Origin of the sequence: Acidovorax sp. SRB_14 (assembly GCF_012932145.1) — a bacterium.
Classification (GTDB): domain Bacteria; phylum Pseudomonadota; class Gammaproteobacteria; order Burkholderiales; family Burkholderiaceae_C; genus Simplicispira.
This window is the reverse complement of record NZ_MWOK01000011.1, coordinates 1-23,003: the sequence shown is the minus strand read 5'-3', so window position 1 is coordinate 23,003 and position 23,003 is coordinate 1. Positions and strand designations below refer to the sequence as shown.

The 23,003-nt window shown below is 70.1% G+C and carries 19 protein-coding genes; 9 read left to right on the top strand and 10 right to left on the bottom strand.

Annotation, left to right across the window (positions count from 1 at the left end; all coding sequences use genetic code 11):
• Positions 1-7 precede the first annotated feature (7 nt).
• A complete protein-coding gene (locus B2J86_RS10270; protein WP_173025482.1) occupies positions 8-1,456 on the top strand; it encodes an aldehyde dehydrogenase family protein in 1,449 nt (482 codons plus the stop codon).
• A 21-nt stretch (positions 1,457-1,477) separates the two neighbouring features.
• On the opposite strand, the gene glf is transcribed toward B2J86_RS10270, so the two are convergent.
• From glf to B2J86_RS10240, 6 genes are all read right to left on the bottom strand, one after another.
• The gene (gene glf, locus B2J86_RS10265; protein WP_173025481.1) at positions 1,478-2,632 is read right to left on the bottom strand and encodes a UDP-galactopyranose mutase; all 1,155 of its coding nucleotides are present in this window, start codon (positions 2,630-2,632) and stop codon (positions 1,478-1,480) included.
• Between the two features lie 14 nt (positions 2,633-2,646).
• Positions 2,647-5,217 carry a glycosyltransferase gene (locus tag B2J86_RS10260; RefSeq protein ID WP_254068057.1) on the bottom strand — a complete coding sequence of 857 codons (2,571 nt, stop codon included), beginning with the start codon at positions 5,215-5,217 and terminating at the stop codon, positions 2,647-2,649.
• Positions 5,218-5,588: 371 nt separating this feature from the next.
• Positions 5,589-6,401, bottom strand: a complete 813-nt coding sequence (locus tag B2J86_RS10255; RefSeq protein WP_173025480.1) for an ABC transporter permease — start codon at positions 6,399-6,401, stop codon at positions 5,589-5,591.
• Positions 6,398-7,348 carry an ATP-binding cassette domain-containing protein gene (locus tag B2J86_RS10250; RefSeq protein WP_169636845.1) on the bottom strand — a complete coding sequence of 317 codons (951 nt, stop codon included), beginning with the start codon at positions 7,346-7,348 and terminating at the stop codon, positions 6,398-6,400. Before B2J86_RS10250 ends, B2J86_RS10255 begins: the two co-directional genes overlap by 4 nt.
• Before the next feature lie 83 nt (positions 7,349-7,431).
• The gene (locus B2J86_RS10245; RefSeq protein WP_173025479.1) at positions 7,432-8,916 is read right to left on the bottom strand and encodes an AMP nucleosidase; all 1,485 of its coding nucleotides are present in this window, start codon (positions 8,914-8,916) and stop codon (positions 7,432-7,434) included.
• 76 nt (positions 8,917-8,992) lie between these two features.
• On the bottom strand, positions 8,993-11,002 hold the full coding sequence (locus B2J86_RS10240; RefSeq protein WP_173025478.1) for a bifunctional diguanylate cyclase/phosphodiesterase: 2,010 nt from the start codon (positions 11,000-11,002) through the stop codon (positions 8,993-8,995).
• Positions 11,003-11,177: 175 nt separating this feature from the next.
• Between B2J86_RS10240 and dbpA the strand changes: the two genes are divergently transcribed.
• Genes dbpA through B2J86_RS10225 form a run of 3 tightly spaced genes read left to right on the top strand, consistent with a single transcriptional unit; the run spans position 11,178 to position 13,365 of the window.
• Complete coding sequence (gene dbpA, locus B2J86_RS10235) at positions 11,178-12,587, top strand: ATP-dependent RNA helicase DbpA (RefSeq protein WP_173025477.1); 1,410 nt, start codon at positions 11,178-11,180, stop codon at positions 12,585-12,587.
• Positions 12,584-13,051 (top strand): D-aminoacyl-tRNA deacylase, encoded by a 468-nt coding sequence (gene dtd / locus B2J86_RS10230; RefSeq protein WP_173025476.1) that lies wholly within the window; start codon positions 12,584-12,586, stop codon positions 13,049-13,051. Before dbpA ends, dtd begins: the two co-directional genes overlap by 4 nt.
• A complete protein-coding gene (locus B2J86_RS10225) occupies positions 13,048-13,365 on the top strand; it encodes a YnfA family protein (protein ID WP_173025475.1) in 318 nt (105 codons plus the stop codon). Before dtd ends, B2J86_RS10225 begins: the two co-directional genes overlap by 4 nt.
• Positions 13,366-13,400: 35 nt before the next feature.
• Here the strand turns inward: B2J86_RS10225 and B2J86_RS10220 are convergent, their stop codons facing one another.
• The gene (locus B2J86_RS10220; RefSeq protein WP_173025474.1) at positions 13,401-14,708 is read right to left on the bottom strand and encodes an MFS transporter; all 1,308 of its coding nucleotides are present in this window, start codon (positions 14,706-14,708) and stop codon (positions 13,401-13,403) included.
• 99 nt (positions 14,709-14,807) lie between these two features.
• Between B2J86_RS10220 and argE the strand changes: the two genes are divergently transcribed.
• Entirely contained in the window at positions 14,808-15,962 is a 1,155-nt protein-coding gene (gene argE / locus B2J86_RS10215) for an acetylornithine deacetylase (RefSeq protein ID WP_173025473.1), read from the top strand.
• A 107-nt stretch (positions 15,963-16,069) separates the two neighbouring features.
• Here argE and B2J86_RS10210 read toward each other — a convergent pair whose 3' ends face one another.
• The 3 genes from B2J86_RS10210 to B2J86_RS10200 form a co-directional block, all read right to left on the bottom strand.
• The gene (locus tag B2J86_RS10210; protein ID WP_173025472.1) at positions 16,070-16,810 is read right to left on the bottom strand and encodes a sulfite exporter TauE/SafE family protein; all 741 of its coding nucleotides are present in this window, start codon (positions 16,808-16,810) and stop codon (positions 16,070-16,072) included.
• Between the two features lie 334 nt (positions 16,811-17,144).
• Positions 17,145-17,603: an rRNA maturation RNase YbeY gene (ybeY, locus tag B2J86_RS10205; RefSeq protein ID WP_173025471.1), complete on the bottom strand. Its 459-nt coding sequence runs from the start codon at positions 17,601-17,603 to the stop codon at positions 17,145-17,147.
• 69 nt (positions 17,604-17,672) lie between these two features.
• Positions 17,673-18,635 carry a PhoH family protein gene (locus tag B2J86_RS10200; protein ID WP_169170783.1) on the bottom strand — a complete coding sequence of 321 codons (963 nt, stop codon included), beginning with the start codon at positions 18,633-18,635 and terminating at the stop codon, positions 17,673-17,675.
• Between the two features lie 47 nt (positions 18,636-18,682).
• Between B2J86_RS10200 and ruvA the strand changes: the two genes are divergently transcribed.
• The 4 genes from ruvA to B2J86_RS10180 form a co-directional block, all read left to right on the top strand.
• Positions 18,683-19,258 (top strand): Holliday junction branch migration protein RuvA, encoded by a 576-nt coding sequence (ruvA, locus tag B2J86_RS10195; RefSeq protein ID WP_169170784.1) that lies wholly within the window; start codon positions 18,683-18,685, stop codon positions 19,256-19,258.
• Positions 19,259-19,296: 38 nt separating this feature from the next.
• Entirely contained in the window at positions 19,297-20,784 is a 1,488-nt protein-coding gene (locus tag B2J86_RS10190) for a serine protease (RefSeq protein WP_173025470.1), read from the top strand.
• Between the two features lie 37 nt (positions 20,785-20,821).
• Positions 20,822-21,892: a Holliday junction branch migration DNA helicase RuvB gene (gene ruvB, locus B2J86_RS10185; RefSeq protein ID WP_169170780.1), complete on the top strand. Its 1,071-nt coding sequence runs from the start codon at positions 20,822-20,824 to the stop codon at positions 21,890-21,892.
• Positions 21,892-23,003 (top strand): efflux RND transporter periplasmic adaptor subunit (locus tag B2J86_RS10180; protein WP_216842357.1); only part of this gene is annotated, 1,112 nt, incomplete at its 3' end. The genes ruvB and B2J86_RS10180, both read left to right, overlap by 1 nt.

Below are 23,003 nucleotides of genomic sequence, written 5' to 3'. Positions count from 1 at the left end.
AGCGTCCATGCCCCAGTTCAACCACCTGATCCATGGCGAATGGGTCGCCAGCACCAGCTACAGCCCCAATGTCAACCCGAGCGACCTGACCGATGTGATCGGCGAGTACGCGCAGGGCGGTGCCAGCGAGGTGAATGCCGCCGTCGCCGCCGCCGCGGCGGCCTTCCCGGCCTGGAGTACGTCGGGCATCCAGGCCCGCCACGACGCGCTCGACAAGATCGGCAACGAGATCCTGGCGCGCAAGGAGGAGCTGGGCGCACTGCTCGCCCGCGAGGAGGGCAAGACGCGCGCCGAGGCCATCGGCGAAGCGGCCCGCGCCGGCCAGATCTTCAAGTTCTTCGCCGGCGAATGCCTGCGCCTGGCCGGCGAGACCCTGCCTTCGGTGCGCCCCGGCATAGCCGTGGAGATCACGCGCGAGCCCATAGGCGTGGTCGGTCTGATCACGCCCTGGAACTTTCCCATCGCGATCCCCGCCTGGAAGATCGCTCCGGCCCTGGCCTTCGGCAACTGCGTGGTCCTCAAGCCCGCCGACCTGGTGCCCGGCAGCGCCTGGGCGCTCGCGGAGATCATCCACCGCAGCGGCATGCCGGCCGGCGTGTTCAACCTGGTCATGGGGCGCGGCAGCGTCATCGGCGATGCGCTCGTGCAGCACCCCGGCGTGGCGGCCATCAGCTTCACCGGTTCGGTGGGCGTGGGCCGCGGCATCGCCGAAGCCTGCGTGAAGAGCGGCAAGAAGGTGCAGCTCGAGATGGGCGGCAAGAACCCGCAGGTGGTGCTCGACGATGCGGACCTGGCCCAGGCCGTGGAGCTGAGTGCGCAAAGCGCGTTCTACTCCACCGGCCAGCGCTGCACGGCGTCGAGCCGGCTGATCGTCACTGAGGGGATCTACCCGCGGTTCATCGAGGCCCTGCAGGCGCGCATGGCCCAGATCCGGATCGGCGACGCGCTGGCGGCCGGCACCGACATGGGGCCGGTGGTCAGCCAGGCGCAGCTCGAACAGGACCTCGCGTACGTGCAGATCGGCCAGGCCGAGGGCGCGACGCTGCTGCGCGGTGGCGCGCGCGTGGCCTGCCACACGGGCGCCGGCAAGCAGGGCTATTTCATGTCGCCGGCCCTGCTGGTCGCCACCCATGCCGCCATGCGCATCAACCGCGAGGAAGTCTTCGGCCCCGTGGCCAGCGTGCTTCGCGTGAAGGATTACGACGAAGCGCTGGCCGTGGCCAACGACACGCCGTTCGGCTTGGCCGCGGGCATTGCCACCACCAGCCTCAAGCACGCCACGCACTTCAAGCGCCACAGCCAGGCCGGCATGGTGATGGTCAACCTGCCCACGGCAGGCGTGGACTACCACGTGCCGTTCGGCGGCCGCAAGGGGTCGAGCTACGGGCCGCGCGAGCAGGGCCGCTACGCGCAGGAGTTCTACACCACGGTGAAGACCGCCTATACGCTGGCGTGAGGCGGTTGCGGCCGCACCGGCTCAGACCGGTGCGCCGCTGCGCGCCGCCACCGCGCCCACGGTGTACTTGTCCGCGATGCGCGAGAACAGCGCCAGGCTCTGCGCCACCACCTGGTCCATGTTGTAGTAGCGGTAGGTGCCCAGCCGCCCGGTGAACGTGACCCCCGGCGTGCGTTCGGCCAAGGCTTCATAGCGGCGGTAGAGCGCGGCGTTCTCGGGCGCCGGAATGGGGTAGTAGGGGTCGCCCGTGTCGGTCGGAAATTCGCGCGTGATGCTGGTCTTGGGGTGCTGCTGGCCCGTGAGGTGCTTGTATTCGGTGATGCGCGTGAACGGCACCTCGGGCGCGGGGTAGTTCACCACCGCCACGCTCTGGAACTGCGCCTGGTCCAGCGTCTGGTGCTCGAAGCGCAGCGAGCGGTAGGGCAGCTTGCCGTAGCAGTAGCCGAAGTACTCGTCCACCGGGCCGCAGTACACGAGGTGGCGGTAGCGCACCGCGCCCTTGACGGCGGCGAACTCGGTGCTGGGCCAGAAAGTGATGAGAGGGTGGTCGATCATGCGCTCGAACATCTGCGTGTAGCCGTGCAGCGGCATGCACTGGAACGTGTCCTGGAAATAGCGGTCGTCGGCAGTGGTGCGCGTGGGCACGCGCGCGGTCACGGACTTGTCGAGCTGCGAGGCGTCGCGCCCCCACTGCTTGCGCGTGTAGCCCGCAAAAAACTTTTCGTAGAGCTCTTCGCCCACCTGGCTGACCACCACATCGCGCGAACTCGTGATGGCGGGCAGGGGCGTGGCGCGCGCGGCCAGGAAGGCAGCCGCCCCCGCCTCGTCCAGGTCCAGACCGTAGAGCCGGTTGAGCGTGGTGAGGTTGATGGGGATCGGCACCAGCTGGCCGTCCACCGCGCCGAGCACGCGGTGCTCGTAGGGCCGCCACTGCGTGAACTGGGAGAGGTAGTCGACCACGCGCTGCGCGTTGGTGTGGAAGATGTGCGGGCCATAGCGGTGGACCAGCACGCCGGCCCCGTCCAGGCAGTCGTAGGCATTGCCACCGATGTGGCTGCGCCGGTCGATGAGGAGCACGCGCTGGCCGAGCTGGCTGGCCAGGCGCTCGGCCAGCACGCTGCCGGCAAAACCGCCGCCCACGATCAGGCAGTCAAAGCAGGTGTCGGAAAGGGCCATGGCAGCAGGTGGGTTCAGGGTGCCGTCGTGGCAGCGGACAGGGGGACAGCGCCTTCCAAAGCGCGTGTCGCCCGTGCCCGCAGCGCCACCTCGGGCCGGCCGGCCGTGGCTGGGGTTCGGGCCACGGGCTGGGGCTGTGGGGCTGTTGCGGGCTGCCTGCGGGGCTGCGCGGGCCTGGCTGCAGGCCTGGGCGCCCGGTGCTGTTCGATCAGGTTGGCCATGGCGGTGGCGGTGCCGTCCCACGAGGTGCGCGACAGCAGCGCGCGCACGGCCTCTGCCTGGCGCGCGCGCGCTGCGGGTGAAAGCGCCAGCGCGGCCGCGCAGGCCGCCACGAAGGCGCAGCGCGAGGCGGCAATAGAGACGATGCCGGCATAGGGCCCCGCCACGTCGCAGATGGGCGTGCTGACCACCGGGCGCCCGGCGGCCAGATATTCGAGCGTCTTGGTGGGGCTGATGAAGCGCGTCGAGGGGTTCAGCGCAAACGGCATCAGGCAGACCTCCCAGCCGCCGATCAGCTCGGGGAGCTCGGCGTAGTCGCGCTGTCCGAGCCAATGCAGGTTGGCGCGCTGGGGCAGCGTGGCAGGGTCGATCTTCACCACCGGCCCCACCATGACGATCTGCCAGCGGGGGTGTGCGTCGGCCAGCGCCGCCACGAGGTCCAGGTCGATGCGCTCGTCGATCACGCCGCAATAGCCCAGGCGCGGGTGCGGCAGGTGGGCCTGCGCGGCGTGGTCGGACTGCAGGGCGCGGGCGAAGTGCGCCGCGTCCACGCTGCTGGGGAAGCAGTGCACGTTCGGGTGGCGCGTGCGCTTGGACTCGTACAGGCTGTGGCCGCCCGTGAACACCAGGTCGGCGCAGGCAAACAGGGCGTTTTCGCGCTGCAGCAGCTCGGGCGGAGCGAAGCGAAAGGCCGACAGCTCGTCCATGCAGTCGTACACCACGCCCTCGGGCTGGAGCCGCTCGGCCAGGGGCAACGCCATGGGCGTATAGAACCACAGCCAGTAGCGCTGGACGGCATGTTCCTGCAGATAGGTGGCAAGCAGCGCCTGCACGGCCTGGGTGTGCGCATCGTGGAAGCCGGCGCCTTCGCTGCTGACATGCGGGCGCAGCACGCGCACGCCCACTTCGGGGTCCATCACTTCCAGAAACTCCGATGCCGCCCCCGGCACCGGCTCCTCGACAAACAGCACCGGCATGCGCCGCGCCAGGCGCGACATGAGCTGCTGCGGCCGCTGGTAGACAAAATCCCAGCGCAGGTGAGAAAAAACGATCAGCGTGGTGGTGTTCATGGGAGTGGCCTCCGGTAGGGGAAGAGAAGCGGGGCCCGCACGGGGCGCAGCCCCCGGCGCGGTCGGTACGGCGGGCAGGGCGCGCTGCCAGCGCCGCAGCTGCCGGGCGTAGGGAAAGTCCAGCACGCGCCTGAAGGCAGCGGCCGCCTGGGGCACCTCCCACAGGCCGCTGCGGTGCCAGTGCGTGGGGTCTTCCCAGTCGGGGCGGTCGAGCAGCGGGTACAGGCAGATGCCCTGCAGCGGCACGCCCTGCGACAGCGCGCGCTCGGCGGCGCGGGCCACATCGTCGAGCCAGCGCGCGCGCCCGGCGCCGACGTGGCCGGTCTCGGCAATGAAGAGGGGGCGGCCATAGCGCTGCCACACGGTGGCCAGCAGCGCGTCCAGGCCGCGCCGGCGCGCATCGCCCAGGTGCCAGTGCAGGCGCTGGTTGCTGGGGTGCGCCCACTGGTTGCTGTGGTAGTAGTTGATGCCCAGCACGTCCAGGTAGCGCGGCGCGCCGCCCAGGCCGGGCTCGCGGCGCCCGCACAGCATGTCCCAGGCTTCGAACTGGGATTCGGTGAGGGCTTGCGCCTCCGCCGCCCACCGTGCCCGGGCTTCGGGGTCGCCGGAGCCGTCCGGCGCAGGGCAGGCCGTGTCCGGCACCACATGGATCAGCGGGTCGGTGTGCACCATGCGCGCCCGTGGCTCCGTGGCCCAGAGCGCGTCGCACCCCTGCAGCGCAGCCGCCACCAGGCGGCACTTGAGTTCATAGCCGCGCTGCGCCGACCCGCCGCGGTACGGGTGCACCAGATCGGAACTTCCCACCGCCCAGCTCAGGAACGAGATTTCATTGATGGGCTGGAACACGGGCGGCGCATCGCTGCGCCCCCGGAGGGCACGCGCCACGCGGTCGCAAAAATCGGCAAAGCGGGGGGCAAAGCCGGGGGCGAAGAAATCCACGCCCGGCGGCAGCCCATAGTGGTGCAGCGTCCAGACCACCTGCAGCCCGTGGCGCTGCGCGGCGTCGGCCAGGCGCTGCAGGCGCTGCACGTCCAGCGTGCCGTCGCAGCGCGTGCCCGCCCGCCAGCCAATGCTCTCGCGCACCGTGCGCAGCCCCAGGCGCGCCGCGGCCGCATAGTCGTGCGCGTACCACCGCGTGTGGCCATTGTGATGGTTGGTGCGCAGCGGCACGCCTTGGCTGTTGACATGGTCCGCGCCCTCGTAGCCGCCCATCCAGAACGAGCGGAACAGCGCTGCGCCCGCGGCCAGCGGCAAGGCACTGGTGCGCGCGGCGTCGGGCACTGGCGGGCAGGGCATGGACAGGCGTATTCTTTTTCAAGGGCGGGAACGGACACTCACCACAAAGCGCAAGGCTGCGTTCGTACCGCAACTGTCCAACGCCCATGCAGTTTCCGTGCCCGCTCCCGAGCGGCCCGGTCCGTTGGGCGTGCGCGGTCTGCGCGCGCGCCAGGGTGTGCAGCGCGGCGCTTTGCCAAAGGTAATTTTTGCTGCAGGAATGACCTGGCTGAACCGGCGGGGCGCGGCTGCCGGGGCGCGGCGCCACCCTAGCGCGCAGCCCCGCGCAGATGGGAGGGCGTGTTTCAAAGCCAAAAAGGCCACTGGGCCTTGTCCAGTCTGCGTAGGGCGCTATCGATTTTGATGCTCTGCGGCCAGGGGTGCCGCGGCCGTCAGGCCGCAAAGCGCCGCCGCGTCAGCGCCAGCGCGAGCCAGAACGCGAGCACCGTCGTCGCCAGCAGCACCAGGCCGTGGCGCAGCGGCTGCTGCGGCCACTGGTCCAGGAACATCGGACGCACGAGTTCGATGGCGTTGGTCAGCGGCAGCCAGTCGGAGACGGCCCGCACCGCGGGCGGCAGCTGGTCGCGCGGAAAGAACACGCCCGACAGAAACATCATCGGCGTGAGCACCAGCGTGAAGTAGTACGTGAAGAAGTCGTAGCTCTTGGCCAGCGCATTGAAGACCAGCGCGATGCTGGAGAACATCACGCCGGCGCACAGCAGCACCGGCCAGGCCGCGAGCAGCTTGGGGCTGTGGCTGATGCCCAGCGCCAGCATCACGCCCAGGATGGCGGTGACGGTGAACAGCGCCTTGAAGGCGGCCCAGAGCATCTCGGCGAACACGATGTTGTCCAGGCCCACGGGGGCGTTGAGTATGCCGTCCCAGGTCTTTTGCACGTGCATGCGCGAGAACGCCGAATACAGCGCCTCGAAGCTGGCCGCGTTCATGGCGCTCATGCAGACCGAGCCGCTGGCCAGGAATAGGATGTAGGGCACGGGCTGCCCGGCCACCGGCAGGGTCCCCACCAGGGCCCCCATGCCGTAGCCAAACGCCACGAGCCACATCAGCGGCTCGGCGATGTTGCCCACCAGGCTGGGGATGGCGAGCTTGCGCCACACCAGCAGGTTGCGCAGAAACACCGGCCACCAGCGGCCCGACAGGGCGGGCGCGCGCCAGATGCTGGGGGGTGCGGAACGGGGGGTCATGCGTCGTCGCGGATCTGCCGGCCCGTGAGCTTGAGGAACAGGTCTTCGAGGTTGGCGGGCCGGTGCAGCGTGCGCAGCGGGCCCTGCGCGCCCAGCGCCTGCAGCAGCGGCGCGGCGTCCTGGGTGTAGAAGAACACCGTCTCGCCGCTGACTTCGATGCGGGTCGCCAGGGCGCGCAGCGCGGCGTCGTGCTGCAGCGCCAGCGCGCCCGCGCCATAGGCTTCGACCACGTCGCGCTCCAGGTGCTGGGCGATCAGCGCGCGCGGTGCACCCTCGGCCAGCGTGCGGCCATGGTCGAGCACCAGAAGGCGCGTGCACAGGCGCTCGGCCTCGTCCATGAAGTGCGTGGTCAGCAGGATCGACGTGCCCTGCTGCACCAGGCGCTGCAGGCGCTCCCACATCAGGTGGCGCGCCTGCGGGTCGAGACCCGTGGTCGGCTCGTCGAGCAATAGCAGGCGCGGCGCGTTGACCAGGGCGCGCGCCAGCGACAGGCGCCGCCGCATGCCGCCCGAGAGCTCGCTGGGCTTGGCCGCCGCCTTGTGCGCGAGTGCGGCGAATTCGAGCAGGCGCGGAATGCGCGCGTCGAGCGTGGCGCGCGGCAGGCCGAAATAGCGGCCATAGACGCGCAGGTTCTCGGCGCAGCTGAAATCGGGGTCGAGCGTGTCGAACTGCGTCACCACGCCGAGCTCGGCCTTGATGGCCAGCGCATCCCGCGGCATCTGCAGCGCCGGCGCGCCGCCGCTCGGCTGGTAGCGGATGCTGCCGCCGTCGGGCGGGGTCAGCCCCAGGCACATGCGTATGGTGGTCGTCTTGCCGGCGCCGTTGGGGCCGATCACGCCCAGGCATTCGCCCGGTGCGATGGCGAACGAGACGCCGTCCACGGCGGTGGCGCTGCCGTAGCGCTTGCGCAGGTCGCGCACGTCCAGCAGGGCGGGGGCGGCGGTCATGGTTTGCGTCAAATGCGACTGTAACGCTGATGGGTTAAGCGCTGACAGCTATCAAAACGATAGTTTTCGCGGCGCGCTGGGGTTTACTGGAACGCCACTTCCGCGAAGCTGCGCAGCTTGCGGCTGTGCAGGCGGTGCGTGCCGCCGTCGCGCAGGATGTCGATGGCGCGCATGCCGATGCGCAGGTGCTGGTCGACGCGCTCGCGGTAGAAGTGGTTGGCCATGCCGGGCAGCTTGATCTCGCCGTGCAGTGGCTTGTCGCTCACGCACAGCAGGGTGCCGTAGGGCACGCGGAAGCGAAAGCCGTTGGCAGCGATGGTCGCGGACTCCATGTCCAGCGCCACCGCGCGGCTCTGGCTGAAGCGGCGCTGCGGCAGGTTGTCGGGCAGCAGCTCCCAGTTGCGGTTGTCGGTGCTGGCGACGGTGCCGGTGCGCATCACGCGCTTCAAGTCGGGGCCGGCCATTTGCGTCACGTCGGCCACGGCCTGCTCCAGCGCGAGCTGGATCTCGGCCAGCGCCGGGATCGGCACCCACAGCGGCAGCTCTTCGTCGAGCACATGGTCCTCGCGCACATAGGCGTGCGCCAGCACATAGTCGCCCAGCTGCTGCGTGTTGCGCAGGCCCGCGCAGTGGCCCAGCATCATCCAGGCGTGCGGGCGCAGCACGGCGATGTGGTCGGTGATGGTCTTGGCGTTGGCCGGGCCGACGCCGATGTTGACCATGGTCGTGCCGCTGCGGTCGGCGCGCATCAGGTGGTAGGCCGGCATTTGCGGCAGGCGCGGCGGCGGCACCCCCAGTTCGTCGCCCTCCTGCGGCACGAGGCCGCTGCGGCGCGTGATGACGTTGCCGGGCTCGATGAAGGCGATGTATTCGCTGTCGGGCTTGGCCATCTCGGCATGGCCCAGGCGCACGAACTCGTCGATGTAGAACTGGTAGTTGGTGAACAGCACGAAGTTCTGGAACCACTCGGGGGCCGTACCGGTGTAGTGGCGCAGGCGGTGCAGCGAATAGTCCACGCGCGGCGCCGTGAACAAGGCCAGCGGCTGCGCTTCGCCCGGGCGCGCATGCCAGGTGCCGTTGGCGATGCCGTCGTCCATGGCGGCCAGGTCGGGCAGGTCGAACAGGTCGCGCATCAGCATGCGCCGCTCGGGGCTGAGCGTGCCCTCGATGTGGTCGTGCTCGGCAAACGAGAAGTGGATCGGGATCGGGTGCGTGCTGGTGCCCACCTCCAGCTCCACGCCATGGCTTTTGCGCAGCAGCCGGAACTGCTCGGCGTAGTAGCTGCCAAACAGGTCGGGGCGGGTCAGCGTGGTTTCGTAGCGCCCCGGCGGGCCTTCGACGAAGCCATAGGCCAGCGTGGTGTCGGCGCGCGCCACGGTGGTGGTGTGCACGCGCACGAACGGGTAGAACGCCCGCACGGCGCGCGCCGGGCTCTCGCCGGCGACGAAGCGCTGCATGGCCGAGCGAAGGTGCTCGATTTGCTGGTCGTAGATGCGGCGAACCTGGGCCAGGGCCGCGTCGGGGTCGGTGTGGCGGGTGGGGGCGATGAAGGCGGCGATGTCGGGCATGGACCCTATTGTGGAGGATGGTGCCGTCAGATTCTTGACGGCGCCGTGACCGCCCCGGCGCAGGGCCCGCAGCCTGTCAGCGCGCCTGCAGCCACGCGCCGGTGCCCGCGGCGTCCATGGGCCGGGCGATGGCATGGCCTTGCACCATGTCGCAGCCGAGCTGGCGCAGGAGCGCGAGCTGGGCCTCGGTCTCGACGCCCTCGGCCACGGTCTGCAGCTGCAGGCTGCGGCCCATCTGGACGATGGCGGTCACGATGGCCACGTCGTCGGCGCTGCCGGGCGTGTCCATCACGAAGGAGCGGTCGATCTTGAGCTTGTCGATGGGGTAGCGCTTGAGGTAGGCGAGCGACGAGTAGCCGGTGCCGAAGTCGTCGATCGCCAGCCCGACGCCGAGCGCCTTGAGCGCCTTGAGCGTGTCCAGGCCCTGCTGCGAGTGGTGCATGAGCACGGACTCGGTCAGCTCGATGTCGAGAAAGCGCGGCTCCAGGCCCGTGGCCTGGAGCACGGCGGCGATTTCCGCCACCACGTCGCGCTGGCGGAACTCCAGCGCCGACAGGTTCACGGCCACCGGCACCAAAGCCAGCCCCTGCGCCTGCCAGGCCTTGAGCTGGTGGCAGGCCGCGTGCAGGACCCAGCGGCCGATCGGCGTGATGAGCCCGCGCGACTCCGCCAGGCCGATGAACTCGTCGGGCCCGACCAGGCCGCGTTCGGGGTGCTGCCAGCGCACCAGCGCCTCCAGCCCGACCAGCGCGCCGTCGTCCAGCCGCACCTGGGGCTGGTAGTGCAGGACGAAGGCCTGCTGGGCAATGGCGTCGCGCAGCAGGCGCTCGTGCTGCAGCACCTCGGTGGCCCGGCCGGCCATGGTGGGAGCGTAGAACTGGCAGTTGCCGCGCCCGCTGGCCTTGGCGTGGTACATCGCGGCATCGGCGTGGCGCAGCAGCTCGGCGGTGTCGGTGCTGTCGCCCGGATAGAGGCTGATGCCGATCGAGGGCGAGAGGCTCAGCAGCGTGTCGTTCAGCGTGGTGGGCTCGCACACCGCCTGGCGCAGCGCCTCGGCCATGGCGGCGGCCTGGGCCGCGTCCTGCAGCGTGGCCAGCACGGCGACGAACTTGTCGCCGCCCAGGCGTGCGACCATGTCCTGGGGTCGCACGGCGGCGCGCAGGCGCCGGGCCATCTCGCACAGCAGCTGGTCGCCGGCCTGGTGGCCCAGCGAATCGTTGACGGTCTTGAAGTGGTCCAGGTCGATGAACAGCACGGCCACCTGGCTGTGCGTGCGCTGCGCCTGCTCGACGGTGCTTTGCAGTTGCTCCATGAGGTGGCGCCGGTTGGGCAGCTGCGTCAGGGTGTCGTGCAGGGCGATGAAGGCCTCGCGCTGTTGCGCCGTCTTGCGCACGCTGATGTCGCGCAGCACGGCGATGCGGTAGCTGGCGCCCTGCTGGGGCATGTTCTTGCCGACGATTTCCACCGGCACCTCGTGCCCGTCGCGGTGCACCAGGGCGGCCTCGTACAGGTACTCGTCGCCCCGCAGCAGATAGGCGGCCGACAGGGCACGGTAGCGCGGCGCGAGGAACTCCTGCGTGCTGCGCCCGAGGATCTGCGCCAGCGGGTAGCCGCTGAGGCGCTGCAGCGCGTCGTTGCCATCGATGATGGTGCCGCCCTGGTGGAACACGATGGCTTCTTCGGTGGCCGCGGCAAACTTGCGCATGCGCTCTTCGCTTTCGCGCACGAGGCGCTCGGCCAGCCAGTGGTGGGTGATGTCGCTGATGAGCACGAACGAGCCCAGCTGCGTGCGCGCTTCGTTGAAGTGCGGGATCAGGTTGACCTCGATCATGCGCCGCGCGCCGCTGGGCAGGGTTTGTTCGCGCACGTATTTGACGTGCTCGCCGCGCAGGCAGCGGTCGACATGCGGGCGGATGGCTTCCCAGGCGGCATCGCCAATCGCCTCCTTGACGGTCTTGCCGAGGATCGATTGCGTGGTGTGGCCGTTGTAGCTGGCATAGCCCTGGTTGGCGAAGCGGCACACCAGCGTGCCGACCTCGAAATACGCGATCAGCGCCGGGACGGAGTCTGCGATCAGCCTGAACATGGAAGACTCTGCGGTCGTCGCATTCAAGCTCTGGGGGGCGAGGGCATTCGCTGTATCTGGCATGTCCCGGCGGGTAAGGGGTTTCGAATAGCTTAATGCCAAATGCACAGCGCCGCGCCCCGGGTTTGCGCTGCCCGCGGACAGCGCGCCGGGGGCCGAGCCCGATAATCGCGGCATGACTTCCACCACCGCGCCCGGCGCACACGACTTCAGCGCCCTGGCGCTCAGCCCCGCCACCCTGGCGAACCTGCAGCAGCTGGGCTACCGGCAGATGACCCCGATCCAGGCCGCGAGCCTGCCCGCCGCGCTGCTCGGCAAGGACCTCATCGCCCAGGCCAGCACCGGCAGCGGCAAGACGGCCGCCTTTGCGCTGGCGCTGCTCGCGCGCCTGAACCCGCGCTGCTTCGGCGTGCAGGCGCTGGTGCTGTGCCCCACGCGCGAGCTGGCCGACCAGGTCAGCGCCGAGATCCGCCGCCTGGCGCGCGCCGAGGAGAACATCAAGGTCGTGACGCTGTGCGGCGGCGTGCCGCTGCGCGGCCAGGCGCAAAGCCTCTCGCACGGCGCGCACGTGGTGGTGGGCACGCCCGGCCGCGTGATGGACCACCTCGAGCGCGAGAACCTTGCGCTCGACCAGCTCAACACGCTGGTGCTCGACGAGGCCGACCGCATGCTCGACATGGGTTTCTTCGACGACATCGCCACCGTGGCGCGCCAGTGCCCCAAAGACCGCCAGACGCTGCTGTTCTCGGCCACCTACCCCGAGGGCATCGCCAAGCTCAGCCAGCAGTTCATGAAGAACCCGCAGCAGATCACGGTGCAGGCGCAGCACAGCGCCGGCAAGATCGCGCAGCGCTGGTACGAGGTGAACCACTCCGAGCGCCTGCATGCGGTGTCGCAGCTGCTCAACCACTTCCGGCCCGAATCGTCGATTGCCTTCTGCAACACCAAGCAGCAGTGCCGCGACCTGGTCGCCGTGCTGCAGGCCCAGGGCTTCAGTGCGCTGGCGTTGTTTGGCGAGCTCGAGCAGCGCGAGCGCGACCAGGTGCTGGTGCAGTTCGCCAACCGCAGCTGCTCGGTGCTGGTCGCCACCGACGTGGCCGCGCGCGGCCTCGACATTGCCGACCTCGCCGCCGTCATCAACGTCGACGTGACGCCCGACCCCGAGGTGCACATCCACCGCATCGGCCGCACCGGCCGGGGCGACGCCGAAGGCCTGGCGCTCAACCTGGTCAGCATGGACGAGATGGGCAGCGTCGGCAAGATCGAGGTGCTGCAGGGCCGCGCATCGCAGTGGCACCCGCTCTCGGAACTCACGCCCACGGGCACGGGCCCGCTGGTGCCGCCGATGGCGACGGTGCAGATCATTGGCGGGCGCAAGGAAAAGATCCGCGCCGGCGACGTGCTGGGCGCGCTCACCGGCGAGATGGGCTTCACCCGCGCGCAGGTCGGCAAGATCAACGTCAACGAGTTCTCGACCTACGTGGCGGTCGAGCGCGGCATTGCGCCGCAGGTGGCCTCGCGCCTCAACGCCGGCCGCGTCAAGGGCAAGAGCGTCAAGGCACGGCTGGTGGCGGACGGCGAATGATCGGCCTGCTGCAGCGCGTGCGCGAGGCGCGCGTCGAAGTGGCGGGGCAGATCGTCGGAAGCATCGGCCCCGGCCTGCTGGTGCTGGTGTGCGCCGAACGCGGCGACACCGAAGCCGAGGCCGACCGCCTGCTGGCCAAGCTGCTCAGGCTGCGCATCTTCAGCGATGCCGCCGGCAAGATGAACCGCAGCGTGCAGGACAGCGGCGGCGGCCTGCTCATCGTCAGCCAGTTCACGCTGGCGGCCGACACCACGGGTGGCAACCGGCCCAGCTTCACCCAGGCCGCCGCGCCCGAGGAAGGCCGGCGCCTGTACGACCATTTCGTGGCGGAGGCTCGTGCGGCGCATGCCGAGGTCGCCACGGGCGCGTTCGCCGCCGACATGCAGGTGCACCTGGTCAATGACGGCCCGGTGACCATTCCGCTGCGCATGGCGCCGGCGGGCAACGGCAACGCGGCCGCGTGAAAACCTTCCTCCTTTACCTGGCCACGGCGCTGGCCGAGATCGTTGGCTGCTACCTGCCCTGGCTGTGGCTGCGCCAGCACGGCCCGGTGTGGCTGCTGATCCCCGCAGCGGCCAGCCTGGCGCTGTTCGCCTGGCTGCTGACCTTGCACGATGCCGCATCGGGCCGGGTCTATGCCGCCTATGGCGGCGTCTACATCGGCGCGGCGATGGTGTGGCTGTGGGTGGTCGACGGCGTGCGCCCCTCGGCCTGGGACGTGGCCGGCGTGGTGGTGGCGCTGCTGGGCATGGGGCTGATCGCCTTCCAGCCGCGCTGAGCGCTGGCAGGCCGCGTGCCCGGCAGGCCCGGGGGTCAGTGGTGGTCTATGGTTTGTTCGTGCGCGCGTTCGGTGATGAAGAACGACGCGATCACGCCCAGCGCCACGCCGAACATCACGTAGAACGCCGGCGCCATGGGCGAGCCGGTTTCGCGGATCAGCCAGGTGACGATGAACTGCGCAAAGCCGCCGAACACCATCACCGCGATGTTGTAGGCCATGGACATGCCGATGGAGCGCACGTTGGCCGGAAACAGCTCGGCCAGCACCGTGCTGAACACGCCGAAGAACACCGACACGAACAGGCACACGACCACCTGCACCGCCATCAGCCGGGCAATGCTGGGGTCGCTGGTCAGCCAGGCATACAGCGGGTACAGCACGGCCAGGTAGCCGATCAGCGAGCCGGTGACCAGCGGGCGGCGGCCCACGCGGTCCGACCAGGCGCCGGCAAACGGCATCAGCACCACCATCAGCGCCGCACCCGCCATCTGCACCAGGAAGGTGTCGTGCAGCGGCAGCTTGAGCGTGACGGTGGAGTAGGTCACCAGGTAGGTGAAGGTGATGTAGATGCTGACCGTGGCCGTGACCACCAGGCCCATGCCGACCAGCGTTTCGCGCGTGTGCGTGCGCAGCATCTCCAGCAGCCCGACGTTCTTCACCTCGCCTTTGGCCTTGGCCGCCTGCAGGCGCTGGAAGGCCTCGGGCTCTTCGACGTGGCGGCGGATGTAGATGGCCACGGGCACGATCAGCAGGCCCATGGCGAACGGTATGCGCCAGGCCCAGGCCATGAGCTGCTCCGGCGTGAAGATGTCGGTGATCAGCGTGCCGATGGCGGCGCCAATGAGCAAGGCCATCATCTGCCCGGTCATCTGCCAGGAACCATAGAAACCGCGCTGGCCGGTCGGTGCCAGCTCGATCAGCAGGGCCGTCGAGGTGCCGAATTCGCCGCCGGCGGCAAAGCCCTGCAGCAGGCGCGCGAGCACGATGAACAGTGGCGCCAGCAGGCCCACCGCGGCGTAGGTGGGCGCCACGGTGATCAGTGCGATGGCCACGGCCATCAGGCCGGTCACCATGACCATGGCGGCCTTGCGCCCCTTGCGGTCGCCATAGAGCCCGAGCACGATGCCGCCGACCGGGCGCATGAAAAATCCCACGCCGAACACGGCGGTGGTCAGCAGGATCTGGTTGAGGTTGTTGCTGGGGTCTGCCGGATTGCTCGGGAAGAACAGCTTGGCGACGATGGGCGTCATGAACGCGAACACGAGAAAGTCGTACCACTCGAGTGCGTTGCCAATCACCGCGGCGAGGATGCTGCGTTTCTGGACGGCGGGTGTCGGCATGATGGGCACTCCTGAACATGGCAGGAAGTGCAGTCTACGCCTGCTGTTTGCGCGGATGGACAGGCGTAAACTTCCTTCTTTGTTTTTGGGTGAAGCACCATGAACACACGCGCCTGGCTCGAAACGCTGGTGGCGATGGACACCACCAGCCGCAACTCCAACCTGGGCCTGATCGAATGCCTGCGCGACGCGCTGGCCGGCCACGGCGTGGCAGCGCAGCTGATCCACTCGCCCGCCGGCGACAAGGCCAACCTGTTTGCCACCCTGCCGGCCCAGGATGGCCAGACGCAGGGCGGCATCGTGCTGTCGGGCCACACCGACGTGGTGCCGGTGGACGGCCAGGAGTGGGACAGCCCGCCGTTTGCCCTGACCGAGCGCGCAGGGCTCCTCTATGGCCGTGGCACGGCCGACATGAAGGGTTTCATTGCCGCGTCGATGGCCCTGGTGCCGGAGTTTCTGGCCATGCCGCGCAGCAAGCCGCTGCACCTGGCGTTCTCGTACGACGAAGAGGTGGGCTGCGCGGGCGCCCCGGTGATGCTGGCCGAGCTGCAGCGCCAGGGCCTCAAGGCCGACGGCTGCGTGGTCGGCGAGCCCACCGGCATGCAGGTGGTGGTGGCGCACAAGGGCATCAACCTGTACCGCTGCCGCGTGCACGGCCGGGCGGCGCATTCGTCGCTCACGCCGCGCGGCTGCAACGCCATCGAATACGCCGCGCGCCTGATCTGCCGCATCCGCGACATCGCCGACCACTACAAGGCGCAGGGCCCGTACGACGCGTTCTACGACGTGCCCTTCACCACGCTGACCACCAACCAGATCCAGGGCGGCATCGCCGTCAACACCATCCCCGAGCTGTGCGAGTTCAACTACGAATTCCGCAACCTGCCCGGCATGTTGGCCGACAGCATCCAAAGCCAGGTCGACGAGTACGTGCAGCAGGAACTGCTGCCGCGCATGCGCCAGGAGTTTGCCGAGGCGCGCATCGACATCGCCATGGGCGCATCGGCGCCGGCGCTGGAAGCCTCCGAGCAGGCCGCCATCACGCAGCTGGTGCGCGCCCTGACCGAGGACCGCACCACGCGCAAGGTGGCCTACGGCACCGAGGCGGGGCTGTTCCAGAACATCGGCATCCCGACCATCGTCTGCGGCCCCGGTGCGATCGAGCAGGCGCACAAGCCCAACGAGTTCGTCGAGCCGGCGCAGCTCGAGGCCTGCGAGCGCTTTCTGCGCAAACTGGGCCAGTCGCTGGCCTGATATCAAAAGAATAGCTGCTAGCGCTTATAGGATAAGCGTTAGAGGCCTATTTCATCCTTGTTTTCAAGGCGTCCGGTGCACCCAGCAAGAGCGGCAGTCGCCCGCGCCTATTGCCGCCAGAAGAACAGCGCCGTCATCACCAGCCCCGTGGCCACGATGCCGCCGCGCAGCCAGACCGGCGGAATGCGCCGCGCCACGCGCGCGCCGCCGTAGCCGCCCGCGGTGGCGGCCACCATCATCATCAAGGCGTCGGGCCACTGCACCACGCCGCCGGCCGCATACACCGCCACGGCAATGGCGGTGAGCAGCGCCGAGACCAGGTTCTTCAGGCCGTTCATGGCGTTGAGCTGGGTCTGCCCGAGCAGGCCGAACAGCGCCAGCAGCAGGATGCCCAGGCCGCCGTTGAAGTAGCCGCCGTACACGGCCACGGCCAGCACGCTGATGGCGGCCTTGGTCGGCGACGTGGGCTTGGCGCCGGCCAGCATCTGGCGCAGTCGCGGGCCGAAGGCGAACAGCACGGTGGCCGCCAGCAGCAGCCACGGCACGACGATCGAGAAGGTGGCGTCGGACGTCACCAGCAGCAGCGCCGCCCCGAGCGCGCCGCCGACCAGCGACAGCACCACCAGCCGCGCCATCGACAGGCCCGGCGGCGCCTGCGTGTCTTCGCGGAACCCCCAGGCGCCCGCCATGTAGCCCGGCAGCAGCGCCACCGTGCCGGTGGCATTGGCCACGACCGGCGGCACGCCGACGAACACCAGCGCCGGCAGGGTCAGAAAACTGCCGCCACCGGCGACGGCATTGAGGGCGCCAGCGACGAACGCGGCGGTGAGCAGCAGGGCGGTATCCAACGTGTCTCCTTCAAGGTCGGGGTGTGTCCCCGGTCATTGCGGCGATCTTAGGTACAAATTGCGCCAAAAAAAGAGTCGATTGCATGCAAGAAAGGTTGGATTGCTTTGCGGGCGCGGCCGCAATGGCCGGGCCGGTGCGCTTCAGTGCGTGGCTGCGGCGGCGTCTGGCGCAAGGCCCTGCGCGGCCCGCAAGACCCCGGGCCGGCCGGGAGGCCGGCGCCGTGGCAATCACAATGCCCGCGCCATCGGCTGCGGGCATCCAAGTGGGGCCGAGTTGCCCCATGTGGCTCACAAAACCATAGCTTCCAGCGTCCGTCCAGCCAGCGTTTCCAGCCTATTTGGCGTAAGGGTCGGCAAAACCCAGTTCCTGCAGGATGGCCGTCTCGTAGGCCTCCATCTCGTCGGCGTCGACGGCGCTGGTCTCGTGGTCCCAGCCCTGGGCGTGCAGCGCGCCGTGCACCAGCAGGTGCGCGTAGTGTTCTTCGAGGGACTTGTTCTGTTCCTCCGCTTCGCGCGCCACCACGGGGGCGCACAGCACGAGGTCGGCCATGACCACGGGCTGCTGCGCGTAGTCGAAGGTCAGCACGTTGGTGGCGTAGTCCTTGTGGCGGTAGTCGCGGTTGAGCTGCTGGCCTTCCTCGGCGCCGACGATGCGCACGGTGATTTCGGCGTCCAGCGCCAGCGCGTGGCGGATCCAGCGCGCCACCTTGTGGCGCGGCAGGGCGGCGCGGTGTCCGGCGGCCCCGTCAAAGCGTGCGAACTGCAGGGACAGCGTGAGGTCGGGCAAGGGCATGGTCGGGGGTGTTTTTGGCCTCAAACGCTTATCCAGCAAGCGCGTTCAGCTATGAAATAAGGGGTTGTCTCAGTCGGTGCTGCGCTTGCGCACCACGCTGGAGCGCCCGGCGGCGTCGTAGGCATCGACGATGCGCGCGACCAGCGGGTGGCGCACCACATCGGCGCTGGTGAAGCGCGTGACGGCGATGCCCTTGACACGCTTCAAGACGCGCTCGGCCTCGATCAGGCCGCTCAGGGCGCCCTTCGGTAAGTCGATCTGGCTGACGTCGCCGGTCACCACGGCGCGCGCGCCAAAGCCGATGCGCGTGAGGAACATCTTCATCTGCTCGGGTGTGGTGTTCTGTGCCTCGTCGAGGATGACGAAGGCGTTGTTCAGCGTGCGCCCGCGCATGAAGGCCAGCGGCGCGATCTCGAGCGCGTTGCGCTCGAAGGCCTTCATCACCTTGTCGTAGCCCATGAGCTCGTAGAGCGCGTCGTACAGCGGGCGCAGGTAAGGGTCGACCTTCTGCGCCAGGTCGCCGGGCAGGAAGCCCAGGCGCTCGCCGGCCTCGACGGCCGGGCGCGTGAGCACGATGCGCTGCACGGCGTTGCGCTCGAGCGCATCGACCGCGCAGGCCACGGCCAGGTAGGTCTTGCCAGTGCCGGCCGGGCCGATGCCGAAGGTGATGTCGTGCGTGGCGATGTTCTCGAGGTACTGGGCCTGCGTGGGCGTGCGCGCGCGCAGGTCGGCGCGGCGCGTGACCAGCGCGGTGGCCGTGGCGTCGGCGTCGCTCATGCTGCTGTCGCCGGCCAGCATCAGCTGCAGGTGGTCCTCGCTGATCGGGCGATCGGCCATTTCGTAGACCGCCTGCAGCACCTCCATCGCCTGCGTGGCGCGCGCCTTGGGGCCGTCCACCTTGAACTGCTCGTGCCGGTGCGCAATGCCCACCTGCAGCGCCGCCTCGATGGTGCGCAGGTGGCTGTCGGCGGGGCCGCACAGGTGCGCCAGGCGCGTGTTGTTGTGGGGGGTGAAGGTGTGGCGCAGGATCAAGCTGATAATTCCGGACGATGGCTGCCAACCGGCGGCAAAGGACTGCAATGATAGGCAAATTGACCGGCACCCTGCTGGAGAAGAACCCGCCCGAGGTGCTGGTGGACTGCGCTGGCGTGGGCTATGAAGTGCAGGTGCCCATGAGCACCTTCTACAACCTGCCGGCCGCCGGCGAGCGCGTCAGCCTGCTGACCCAGTTCATCGTGCGCGAGGACGCACAGCTGCTCTACGGCTTTGGCAGCGCGCCCGAGCGCGCCACGTTCCGCGAGCTGATCAAGGTCGCGGGGGTCGGCCCGCGCACGGCGCTGGGCATCCTCAGCGGCATGGGCGTGGCCGACCTGGCCCAGGCCATCACGCTGCAGGAGGCGGGCCGCCTGGTGAAGGTGCCGGGCATCGGCAAGAAGACCGCCGAGCGGCTGCTGCTCGAACTCAAGGGCAAGCTCGGCGCCGACATGGGCAGCGCGCATGCCCATGCGAGCACCGAGGCGCAGGCCGATATCTTGCAGGCGCTGCTGGCGCTGGGGTACAACGACAAGGAAGCGGCGGCCGCGCTCAAGGCGCTGCCGCCCGACGTGGGCGTGAGCGAGGGCATCCGGCTGGCGTTGAAATCGCTGGGGAAATGAGCCCAAGTGCGTGACGGGGTGACCTGGAAAGGGCAGCCATGACGACCTCGAGAACTCTGCAGTGGATCGGTGCCGTGGCGGCCGCGCTGGGGCTGGCGGCGTGCGGCGGGGGCGGCACGCCCGAGCCGGCCACGGCGTTTGTGCCATCGGCCGACCGCATCGAGCCGTTTGACCCCGCGGTGGGCCGCACCCGCAAGGCGCTTGCAGCCGCGGAGCTTGCGCCCCTGCCGGCGCTGGCGGCGGCGTCCGTGCGGCTCGGGCCGCTCGCGGCGAGCGCGCTGCCCCTGCCGAAGAAGGCTGCAGCGGCCCTGGGCAAGGGCGCGCGCCAGCAGATCGGCGTGGCCCGTGCCGTGAGCGCGACCGCCACGGCGGCGGCCCTGCGCGCGCAGCTGCAGTGGCAGGACAGCGGGCGCGGCACGCAGCGCGCCGCCCTCAGCTTCGAAGCCGAAGGCGCGCACGGCGTCCGCCTGGGCCTGCGCGTGCGCGATCTGCCGGCCGGCGCCGTGCTGCGCTTTTACGGCCAGGCCGGCGCGCAGGTGTTCGAGGTGTCGGGCGACGAGGTGCTGCGCACCCTGGCGCGCAACCGGCAGGCCGGCGAGGAGGGCGAGGCCGCGCGCACCTACTGGAGTCCAGATTTTGGCGGCGCCGAAACCACGCTGGAGCTGGAACTGCCGGCCGGTGCCGACCTGGACCGGCTGGACCTGGCGGTGCCCACGCTCTCGCATTTTTTCGTCGCCCCCGATCAGGTGGCCAACCCCTCTCTGGCCAAGGTGGGTGAAGCGGGCAGCTGCAACGTCGACGTCACCTGCCGGCCCGAATACAGCGCCGAGAGCCGCTCGGTCGCCCGCATGCTGTTCATGGAAGCCGATGGCCGCGCCTTTTTGTGCACGGGCACGCTGCTCAACGACGCGAACTTCAGCGCCACGCCGTATTTCCTCTCGGCGCACCACTGCATCTCGACGCAGGCCGCCGCGTCTTCGCTGTCCACCGACTGGTTCTACCGTGCCTCGGCATGCAACAGCGGCCAGCCCTACGCCGGCGCGCAGCGCCTGCATGGCGGCGCGGCCCTGCTCTACGCCGAAGCCGCCACCGACACCGCCTTCATGCGCCTGAACGCACCGCCGCCCGCGGGCATCGTGTTTGCGGGCTCGTACTTTGGCGCCGTGGACGCGGGCGCCGCCGTCGCGAGCATCCACCACCCCGAGGGCGACCTGCAAAAGCTCAACGAAGGCGCGGTGCGGCGGTTCGAGAACTGCACGCTCGAGGCCTGCACGGCCAGCACGCCGCAGACCGGGCGCTTCCTGACCGTGGGCTGGAGCACCGGTACCACCGAGGGCGGCAGCAGCGGCGCGGGCCTGTTCCTGCCCATCGGCCCCCGGCGCTACATCGCGGGCCAGCTGCTGGGCGGCGTCGCCAGCTGCCAGAACCCCGGCGGCGACGAGCGCTTCGGCCGCTTTGACCTGGCGTTCCACGCCGCCCTCAAAACCTGGCTGAAGCCCGACGCGGCCAGCCCGCCCCCCCCTTGACCCCGAAGGACCACGGCCCGCACGGGCCCCGCATGGCATGAGCATTCAGACCGACGATTTCGCCCCCGCGCCGCACAAGCGCATGATTTCCGCCGTTCCGGCGTCGCCCCAGGAAGAAGCCATCGAGCGCGCGCTGCGCCCCAAGCTGCTCGATGAATACGTCGGCCAGGCCAAAGCGCGCGAGCAACTTGAAATCTTCATCGGCGCGGCCAAGAAACGCGGCGAGGCGCTCGACCACGTGCTGCTGTTTGGCCCGCCCGGCCTGGGCAAGACCACGCTCTCCCACATCATTGCCGCCGAGCTGGGCGTGAACCTGCGCCAGACCAGCGGCCCGGTGCTCGAAAAGCCCAAGGACCTGGCGGCGCTGCTGACCAACCTCGAAGCCAACGATGTGCTGTTCATCGACGAGATCCACCGCCTGAGCCCCGTGGTGGAGGAAATCCTCTACCCCGCGCTCGAGGACTACCAGATCGACATCATGATCGGCGAGGGGCCGGCGGCGCGCTCGATCAAGCTCGACCTGCAGCCCTTCACGCTGGTGGGTGCCACGACGCGCGCCGGCATGCTCACCAACCCGCTGCGCGACCGCTTCGGCATCGTCGCGCGGCTAGAGTTCTATACGCCCGACGAGCTGGCGCGCATCGTCCGGCGCAGCGCCGGCCTGCTGGGCACGCCCATGGACGAAGAAGGCGGCTTCGAGCTGGCGCGCCGCTCGCGCGGCACGCCGCGCATCGCCAACCGGCTGCTGCGCCGGGTGCGCGACTACGCCGAGGTCAAGGGCTCGGGGCGCATCACGCTCGACATCGCCAACCGCGCGCTGGCCATGCTCGACGTCGATCCGCAGGGCTTCGACGTGATGGACCGCAAGCTGCTCGAAGCGCTGATCCACCGCTTCGACGGCGGGCCCGTGGGGCTGGACAACATCGCCGCCAGCATTGGCGAAGAGGCCGGAACCATCGAGGACGTGATCGAGCCCTACCTGATCCAGCAGGGCTATCTGCAGCGCACGCCGCGCGGGCGCATCGCCACGCTGGCCGCCTACCGCCACCTGGGCGTGGCGCCGCCGCAGGCAAGCGGCGCAGTGTTCGACGCGGGCGCGCTGCCGTGATGCGGCGCCGGTGGGCACTGTGGCTGCCGGCGGCAGCGCTGGTGCTGGCCGGCCTCGCGGTGGCGGGCGCGGTGTGGCTGCGGGGCCCCGCCGTGGAGGTGGTGGAAGTGCGGCGCGCGCCCCTGGTGCGCACGCTGCAGTTTTCGGCGCGCGTGGCCACGCTCTCGCGCGTGGACGTGGGCAGCACCCTCACCGGCCGCGTGGCCCAGGTGCTGGTGACCGAAGGCGCGGCGGTGCGCGCCGGCGACACGCTGGTGCAACTCGAAGACAGCGAATGGCGCGCCGCGCTGGCGCAGGCCGAGGCGGCAGAGCAGCAGGCGCGCGCGCACCTGGCCGGCCTGCGCGGCAGCGGGCGTGCGACGTCGCAGGCGGCCCTGGCGCAGGCCGAGGCCACACGGCGTGCAGCCGACGCCGCGCTGGCGCGGGCGCGCCAGCTGGTGGCGCAGGGTTTCTACAGCGCCGCGCAGCTTGACGAGGCGGGCCGCGCTGCGGCCGTGGCGCAGGCCCAGGAGGCCGGCGCACGCGCGCAGCGGCAGGCCAGCGCCGACACCGGCACCGACGTGGTGCAGGCCCAGGCGCAGCTCGACGTGGCGCGCGCCGCCACGGCGGCCGCGCGCGCACGGCTGGCGCAAACCCTGCTGCGTGCGCCGACCGATGCGCGCGTGCTGGTGCGCGCGGTGGAGCCCGGACAGATCGTGCAGCCGGGCAAGGCCCTGCTGAGCCTGGCGCTGGCCGGGCCGACGCAGCTCGTCGCCCAGGTGGACGAGCGCTTTCTCGACCAGCTGCGGCCCGGGCAGCCCGCCACGGTCGTGGCCGACGCCTTTCCCGACCAGCGCTTTGCCGCGCGCGTACTGACGATTGCCCCGGCCGTCGATGCGCAGCGTGGCGCCATCGAGGCCAAATTCGCGCTGGCCGGGCCGGCGCCGGCCTTCCTGCGCGAGGACATGACGCTGTCGGTCGAGGTCGAGACCGGGCGGCGCGACAGCGCCCTGGTGCTGCCCCAGGCGGCGCTGCGTGCCCCTGCCCAGGGCATGCCGGGCGTGGCGGCGGCCCCGCCCGGCGACCAGGGCGCGGTGCTGGTGGCGCAGGGCGGCCGCGCCGAGCTGCGCAG

Bases quoted from the DNA above. Each gene is read 5' to 3' on its own strand.
- B2J86_RS10270 (WP_173025482.1), top strand. From the start codon at position 8: ATGCCCCAGTTCAACCACCTGATCCATGGCGAATGGGTCGCCAGCACC.
- glf (WP_173025481.1), bottom strand. From the start codon at position 2,632: ATGGCCCTTTCCGACACCTGCTTTGACTGCCTGATCGTGGGCGGCGGT.
- B2J86_RS10260 (WP_254068057.1), bottom strand. From the start codon at position 5,217: ATGCCCTGCCCGCCAGTGCCCGACGCCGCGCGCACCAGTGCCTTGCCG.
- B2J86_RS10255 (WP_173025480.1), bottom strand. From the start codon at position 6,401: ATGACCCCCCGTTCCGCACCCCCCAGCATCTGGCGCGCGCCCGCCCTG.
- B2J86_RS10250 (WP_169636845.1), bottom strand. From the start codon at position 7,348: ATGACCGCCGCCCCCGCCCTGCTGGACGTGCGCGACCTGCGCAAGCGC.
- B2J86_RS10245 (WP_173025479.1), bottom strand. From the start codon at position 8,916: ATGCCCGACATCGCCGCCTTCATCGCCCCCACCCGCCACACCGACCCC.
- B2J86_RS10240 (WP_173025478.1), bottom strand. From the start codon at position 11,002: ATGTTCAGGCTGATCGCAGACTCCGTCCCGGCGCTGATCGCGTATTTC.
- dbpA (WP_173025477.1), top strand. From the start codon at position 11,178: ATGACTTCCACCACCGCGCCCGGCGCACACGACTTCAGCGCCCTGGCG.
- dtd (WP_173025476.1), top strand. From the start codon at position 12,584: ATGATCGGCCTGCTGCAGCGCGTGCGCGAGGCGCGCGTCGAAGTGGCG.
- B2J86_RS10220 (WP_173025474.1), bottom strand. From the start codon at position 14,708: ATGCCGACACCCGCCGTCCAGAAACGCAGCATCCTCGCCGCGGTGATT.
- argE (WP_173025473.1), top strand. From the start codon at position 14,808: ATGAACACACGCGCCTGGCTCGAAACGCTGGTGGCGATGGACACCACC.
- ybeY (WP_173025471.1), bottom strand. From the start codon at position 17,603: ATGCCCTTGCCCGACCTCACGCTGTCCCTGCAGTTCGCACGCTTTGAC.
- ruvA (WP_169170784.1), top strand. From the start codon at position 18,683: ATGATAGGCAAATTGACCGGCACCCTGCTGGAGAAGAACCCGCCCGAG.
- B2J86_RS10190 (WP_173025470.1), top strand. From the start codon at position 19,297: ATGACGACCTCGAGAACTCTGCAGTGGATCGGTGCCGTGGCGGCCGCG.
- ruvB (WP_169170780.1), top strand. From the start codon at position 20,822: ATGAGCATTCAGACCGACGATTTCGCCCCCGCGCCGCACAAGCGCATG.